The 7159-nt window shown below is 70.8% G+C and carries 6 protein-coding genes; 3 read left to right on the forward strand and 3 right to left on the reverse strand.

The annotated features are described in order from the left end of the window. Positions 1-389: 389 nt before the first annotated feature. The gene (locus ACWDX9_RS36565) at positions 390-2474 is read left to right on the forward strand and encodes a hypothetical protein (protein WP_449962301.1); all 2085 of its coding nucleotides are present in this window, start codon (positions 390-392) and stop codon (positions 2472-2474) included. A 164-nt stretch (positions 2475-2638) separates the two neighbouring features. Here the strand turns inward: ACWDX9_RS36565 and ACWDX9_RS36570 are convergent, their stop codons facing one another. After that, positions 2639-3169 (reverse strand): HIT family protein, encoded by a 531-nt coding sequence (locus ACWDX9_RS36570; RefSeq protein WP_350727156.1) that lies wholly within the window; start codon positions 3167-3169, stop codon positions 2639-2641. Positions 3170-3245: 76 nt separating this feature from the next. Here ACWDX9_RS36570 and ACWDX9_RS36575 point away from each other — a divergent pair, with 76 nt between their 5' ends. Both ACWDX9_RS36575 and ACWDX9_RS36580 read left to right on the forward strand, forming a co-directional pair. Further along, positions 3246-3830, forward strand: coding sequence for an Asp23/Gls24 family envelope stress response protein (locus tag ACWDX9_RS36575; protein ID WP_449962303.1), 585 nt, complete (start codon positions 3246-3248; stop codon positions 3828-3830). A 258-nt stretch (positions 3831-4088) separates the two neighbouring features. Continuing rightward, positions 4089-4811 carry a PIG-L deacetylase family protein gene (locus tag ACWDX9_RS36580; protein ID WP_449962306.1) on the forward strand — a complete coding sequence of 241 codons (723 nt, stop codon included), beginning with the start codon at positions 4089-4091 and terminating at the stop codon, positions 4809-4811. Between the two features lie 68 nt (positions 4812-4879). Here the strand turns inward: ACWDX9_RS36580 and thrS are convergent, their stop codons facing one another. After that, entirely contained in the window at positions 4880-6844 is a 1965-nt protein-coding gene (thrS, locus tag ACWDX9_RS36585) for a threonine--tRNA ligase (protein ID WP_449962308.1), read from the reverse strand. Positions 6845-6909: 65 nt separating this feature from the next. Next, positions 6910-7159 (reverse strand): hypothetical protein (locus ACWDX9_RS36590; protein WP_449962310.1); only part of this gene is annotated, 250 nt, incomplete at its 5' end.

Raw genomic sequence — 7159 nt, forward strand, 5'->3', positions numbered from 1 at the left:
CGCACCACCCTGGGCCGCACCACGCCGAACCCGCACCACGCGGAGAGCGCGCCCACACCGGCCCTGCACCACGCCGGACCCGCACGCCGTAGAGTGCGGCCCCACTCCAGGGACGTGCCACGCCGAATGCGCGTCACGCCGGGGCACCCTCGACACCACGTCCCCGGTATCACCCCAAACCGCGCCGCAACGGCGAGACGTCGCACGGCGGAGCCCGGCGCAACACGCACGGCGCCCACCACAACCACCCAGAGCGGGAAAAGCTCACCCGAATGAAACGGCGCACGTGATACATGCACCGCATGAGAGGGTAGTCGGGTCCGGTGGCGCCGGAACATGACCTTGCTCTACCGTGCCACGGAATCATTCGATCACGGAAGGTCATCGGGATGAGGCGCACGCTGGCCGTGCTGGCCGTGCTGGTCGGGCAGGTCCTGCTCGGCCAGGGACTGTTCACCGGCCCGGCCCAGGCCACGAAGGACCCGAGCACGGGCCGGATCGCGCTCATCGGCGTGTCCGGCCTGCACTGGAACGACATCACCCAGGCGGACTCCCCCAACCTGTGGGAGCTGGCCAGATCCAGCGCGATCGGCTCGCTGTCCATTCGTACCGTCGGCGGGGTGACCTGCCCCTACGACGGCTGGCTGACCGTGTCGGCGGGCACCAGGTCGGCGGCCGGATACAGCTGCGGCGCGCCTCCCATGCCCGAGCAGCAGGGCGCGGGCGCGGTCATCCCCGACTACCGCTACCTCCTCGATGTGGCCGGGCAGCGCAACGCGGGCACGCTGGGCGAGTCGCTCAAGGCCGCCGGGCAGTGCTCGATCGCCATCGGCCCCGGCGCCGCGCTGGGCCTGGCCGACCGGCAGGGCGCGGTCCAGGAGTACCGCTCCTCCCCGCTCCAGGTCGGCACGCCCGATCTCGAACGGTGCCGGATGATCGCCATGGACGTGGACGACCTCGTCCGCCCCTACCTGACCAGCGGCAAGCTGCCCAAGGTGCCCGACCAGCTCAGCGCCGCCGAGCGGCGTGACGCGCTGCGGATGGCCGACGCCAAGGCGGGCGCGCTGCTGTCGGTCCTGCCCGCCGACACGACGGTGCTGCTCGCGGGCCTGTCCGACCACGGCTCCGTACCCCACCTGCGGGTGGCCGCGCTGCGCGAGCCCGGCGCGCAGGGCCACCTGCTCGGCGCGGCCTCCACCCGCCGCGAGGACATCTCGATCCTGCCCGACCTGACCTCCACCATCCTGACCAAGCTCGGGGTGCCGGTCCCGAGCACCGTGATAGGCCTCCCGCTGCGGGTCGGCGGGCCGGGCGCGACCTTCGAACGGCTCCAGCGGGCCGACGCGACCGCGCAGGCCATCCGCTCGATCAAGGGCATCTACTTCACGATCGTGGCTGTGCTGCAGGTGCTGTTCTACGTGGTCGCGTTCCTGTTGCTGCGCCGCCGCAAGGGTCTGGCACCGGTACGTTTCGCGGCCGTCGCCCTCGCCTCCCTGCCCGTCTCCAGCTACCTGGTCAACCTGCTGCCCTGGTCGAGCCTCCCGCAGCTGGTGGCCGGGGTGCTCGGGTGGGCGGCGGTCGTCACGGCGGTGGCGTTCGCTGGGCCGTGGCGGCGATGGCCGCTGGGGCCGCTGGCGGTGGTGGCCGGGATCACCGCGCTCACGCTGGCGGGCGACCTGCTGACCGGTACGACGTTGCAGCTCAACAGCATCATGGGCTACAGCGCGGACGTCGGGGCCCGCTACTACGGCCTGGGGAACATCCCGTTCGCGCTCCTGGCCACCGGCACCCTGCTGGCCACCACGGTGATCGCGCACCGGTGGCCGGGCAAGGTGGGGCTGGCCGCGATCGTTCTGCTGGGCACGTTCGCGATGGTGCTCGGCGGCTCCGGGATGGGCAGCGACTTCGGCGGCGTGATCGCGTTCGTGCCGGGCATCGCGGTGACCGCGCTGCTGCTGGCGGGCAAGCGGGTCTCGCTGGTGAAGCTGGCCGCGTTCCTGGTGGCCGGCGGGTTGATCGTGATGACGTTCGCCTGGCTCAACTACCTGAAGCCGGCGGACGAGCAGACGCACCTGGGCAGGTTCGTGGGGCAGGTGCTGAGCGGGGAGGCGTTCGACGTCATCCTGCGCAAGCTGCAGGCCATGCTGGCCACCCTGCTCAGCCCCAACCTCATGCCGATCGTGATCGCGGCCGCCGCGTTCCTCATCTACGCGATCCTGCGGCCCGAACAGGCATCGGCCGGGGTGGTGCCCGCCGCGTTCGAGCACTCCCCCGCGCTGCGCGCCGGGCTGATCGGCACTCTCGTGAGCGGCGTGGTCGGGATGCTCGTCAACGACTCGGGCGCGGCCGTGCTGTCCATGGCCCTGGCGCTGGCCGTACCTCTGCTGCTGGCCACCGGCATCGGCGCGCTCCGGCGCGACCGCGAGTCGGTCACCGGTCCCGTGTCATCGGACTTAGCGACCGCGACGAAGTAACACGACACCGCACGGAGTAGCGCCGCCTCCCGGAAGCGGCCACGAACGGCCGGACAGCAGGCACCCAGGACGATCCGGCGTCGGCGCTGCCCTGAGGCGCAATCCCAGGCGTCGGCGCTGCCCAGGGGCTGGTCAGTCCCAGGGTCTCGCCGCCCAGGGGTGGGTCAATCCCAGGCGTCGGCGAGCAGTTGGCGGGTGTCGCGGAGCAGCTGCGGCAGGACCTTGGTCTGGCCCACGACCGGCATGAAGTTCGTGTCGCCACCCCACCTGGGCACCACGTGCTGGTGCAGGTGGGCGGCGATGCCGGCGCCGGCCACGTGGCCGAGGTTCATGCCGACGTTGAAGCCCTGCGCGCCGCTGGCCTTGCGCAGCGCGCGCAGCGACTTCTGCGTGAACTCCCCCAGCTCGACCAGCTCGGCCGGCACCAGCTCGTCGTAGTCGGACACATGCCGGTAGGGGACCACCATCAGGTGGCCGGAGTTGTACGGGTACAGGTTGAGCACGGCGTAGACCGTCTCGCCCCGGGCGACGATCAGGCCGTCCTCGTCGCTCATCTTGGGGATCGCGTCGAACGGGCAGCCGTCATCGGGGCCGCTGCCCGTCGGTTTGTTCTCGCCCTTGATGTAGGCCATGCGATGCGGGGTCCACAGACGCTCGAAGTTGTCGGGGGACCCTGCCCCTGCCTGATCGTGCATACCTAGCAGCATAGGACCACGGACAAACGGCCCGCTCTTCCGGCACAATCCCAAGCATCGCCTACAGGAGGCCGCTATGAGTGACGCTTTAGCCGAGCACGACTTAGCCGAGCACGACTCCCTGCCGACCGTCCACTCCACCCCGTCCGCCGACACCCCCGACCCGGCCACGGCCCCCGCTCCTGACCCGGTCGAAGACATGAGCTCCACACCCACCGGCGTGTCGCCCTCGGAGGCGCCCTCCTTCGGCGCTGTCGTCAAGGGCCGGATCAAGGTCGCCGACGAGGTGGTCGAGAAGGTCGCCGCTCTGGCGGCTCTCGAGGTGACCGGGGTCGCCGACCTGGGCGGCGACCTGGCGCGGGCCTTCGAGTCCGTACGCGACCGCATCGGCATCGGCTCCCGGCGGGCCAACCAGGGGGTCAGCGCGCAGATCCAGGACCGTACCGTGGCCGTGAGCGTGACCATCGTGGTGGAGTACGGGCACGTCGTGATGGAGGTGGCCTCCGAGGTCAAGACGAACGTGGCCAGGAGCGTCAGCCACATGCTCGGGATGCGGGTCGCGGAGGTCAACGTGACGGTCGACGACGTCCGCCTCCCGGGCGAGCCCCGCCGCCCCCTCCGCGACACCCCCGACGACAACACTCACCCCTCCCCCCTCTGACACCCCTCCGCCTCCGTCTCCCTCCACCACCCCTTGAGCCCATCAGCCGCGCCCTCGGGGCGATCGGGCGTTCCTGAGCACCGGCCCTCGCACCGATCGGACGCACCCCGCCGACACCTTTCCAGGCGGCCAGGCAACGCCTCTTGAGACGATCGGACGCGCCCGGCGACAAGCGCTGAGGCGGCCGTGCGCGCCCGGGCAACGGCCCTCAGAGCCCGATCCCTACGCCCGCGCAGGCGCGCCTTTAGGGTGTGGGCCATGACCGATCAACTGGAGCCCATGCCCGACGACTGGCAGCGCGCCCTCGCCATCGTGGCCCACCCCGACGACCTCGAGTACGGCTGCGCCGCCGCCATCGCCACCTGGACCGACCAGGGCCGCGAGGTCGCGTACCTGATCGTCTCCAGGGGCGAGGCGGGCATCGACACGCTCGCCCCGGCCGAGGCAGGGCCGGTGCGGGAGCGGGAGGAGCGGGCCAGCGCGGCCGTCGTCGGGGTGACGAGCGTGGAGTTCCTCGACCACGCCGACGGGGTGATCGAGTACGGCACCGCGCTCAGGAAGGACATCGCCGCCGCCATCCGCAGGCACCGCCCCGAGCTGGTGATCACCCTGAACCCGGACGACACCTGGGGCGGAACGTACTGGAACACTCCCGACCACCGGGCCGTGGGCCGCGCGGTCCTCGACGCCGCCGGGGATGCGGGAAATAGGTGGATATTTCCGGATACGGTGGCCGAGCCCTGGAACGGCGTCCGCTGGGTCGCCGTCGCGGGCACCGACTCCCCCACCCACGCCGTGGACGTCACCGACGGCCTGGAGCGCGGCGTGCGCTCGCTCGTCGAGCACCGCGCCTACATCGAGGCGCTCACCGACCAGGACCCCGAGTCGTACGCCCGCGACCTCATCGAAGGCTTCGCCCACCAGGCGGCCGAGCGCTTCGGCGGCCGCCCCGCCATCACCTTCCGCCTGTTCACCCGATGATCCCCGAGCCGGAGGCCGGACGACGGAAAACGGCGGAGCCGTGAGACTCCGCCGTTCTCGTCATCGCGTCAGACCTGGACGCGCCGCTCCACGGCGTTGACGATCTCCGCCACGGCCTCCTCGATCGGTACGCCGTTCTTCTGCTCGCCGTTCCGGTAGCGGAACGACACCGCGCCGTTGGCGATGTCGTCGTCACCGGCCAGCAGCATGAAGGGCACCTTGGCCTTCTGCGCGTTGCGGATCTTCTTCTGCATCCGGTCGTCGGAGGCGTCGACCTCGATCCGGATGCCGCGCTCGCGCAGCTTCTTGGCGACGTCCTGCAGGTAGGACACATGCGCGTCGGCGATCGGGATGCCCGTCACCTGCACTGGCGAGAGCCAGGGGGGGAAGGCGCCCGCGTAGTGCTCGGTGAGCACGCCGAGGAAGCGCTCGACGGAGCCGAACAGCGCCCGGTGGATCATGACCGGGGTCTGCCGGCTGCCGTCGGCCGCCTGGTATTCGAGGCCGAAGCGCTTGGGCTGGTTGAGGTCGAGCTGGATGGTGGACAGCTGCCAGGTGCGCCCGATCGCGTCCTTGGCCTGCACGGAGATCTTCGGGCCGTAGAAGGCGGCGCCGCCCGGGTCGTCGACCAGGTCCAGCCCGGACTCGGTGGCCACCTGGCGCAGCGCCTCGGTCGCCTCGTCCCACTCGGCGGGCTCGCCGATGAACTTGTCGGACTCGTCGCGGGTCGACAGCTCCAGGTAGAACTCCGGCAGGCCGAAGTCGCGCAGCACGCTGAGCACGAACCTCAGCAGCGACTTGATCTCATCGGCCATCTGCTCCCGGGTGGTGTAGATGTGCGCGTCGTCCTGCGTCATGCCGCGCACCCGGGTCAGGCCGTGGACCACGCCCGACTTCTCGTAGCGGTAGACCGAGCCGAACTCGCACAGCCGCAGCGGCAGCTCGCGGTAGGACCGCCCGCGCGCCCGGAAGATCAGGTTGTGCATCGGGCAGTTCATCGGCTTGACCCGGTATTCGATGCCCTCCAGCTCGAACGCCGGGAACATGTCGTCGGCATACCACGGCAGATGCCCCGAGGTCTCGAACAGCGACGACTTGGTGATGTGCGGCGTGTTGACGAACTCGTAGCCCGCCTCCGCCTGCCGCCGGCGCATGTAGTCTTCCATCTCCTTGCGGATGATCCCGCCCTTGGGATGGAAGATCGGCAGGCCGCTGCCCAGCTCCGGCGGGAAGCTGAACAGGTCGAGCTCGACACCCAGCTTGCGGTGGTCGCGCTTCTCGGCCTCCTCCAGCAGCTTGAGGTAGTCGTCCTGCTTCTCGCGGGACTCCCAGGCGGTGCCGTAGATGCGCTGGAGCTGCGGGTTCTTCTCGCTGCCGCGCCAGTAGGCGCCGCCCGAGCGCATGAGCTTGAACGCCGGGATCGACCGGGTGGACGGCACGTGCGGGCCGCGGCACAGGTCCTTCCACTGCAGCTCGCCGGTCTTGGGGTCGAGGTTGTCGTAGATGGTGAGCTGCCCGGCCCCGACCTCCACGGACTCCTCGTCCGCGGCGCCGCCCTTGAGCCCGATCAACTCCAGCTTGTACGGCTCCGCCGCCAGCTCCTCACGCGCCTCGTCGTCGGAGACGGGCCGGCGGGAGAACAGCTGCCCCTGCTTGACGATCTCCCGCATGCGCTTCTCGATGCGCTTGAGATCGTCGGGGTGAAAGGCCTGGGCGACGTCGAAGTCGTAGTAGAACCCGTTGTCCACGGGCGGCCCGATGCCCAGCTTGGCCTCGGGGAACAGCTCCTGCACCGCCTGCGCCATGACGTGGGCGGTGGAGTGGCGGACGATGGCCCGGCCGTCCTCGCTGGAGACCTCGACCGGCTCGACCGCGTCACCCTCGGACAGCGGGTGCGCCAGGTCACGGAGCTCGCCGTTGACCCGGGCCGCGATGACCGAGCGGCCGTCGGCCTCGAGGGCCTCTCCGGCCGTCGTGCCGGCCGCGACCACACGCTCGGCTCCGGCGAGGGTGATGCGTAGCTCGGCTGACACGGTGACTCCCTTGGATCGCGCCCCGGCGCTCGGCACCGGAGCTGCTTCGATGGTGAACACCGATGCTATCGCGGGTCAAACCCAATATTTGTCAGCTCTTGCCGCGTCCCGTGGAACACGTTGCGGTCGAGCGGGCTGTGGACGTACTGATGAACGGCCCAGTCCCGCCAGGGCGGCGGCACCGCGGGCTCGCCGCGCGGCTTGTCGGGGGCGGCGATCCATAACGGGTACTCGCCCAGGCCCGCGCAGTGTCCGCCCCGCGCGAACGCCCGGAAGGTGTGGACGAGCGGCCGCGCGCCGCCGTGCCGCTCGACG

The sequence above is a fragment of the Nonomuraea sp. NPDC003201 genome, from assembly GCF_053590415.1.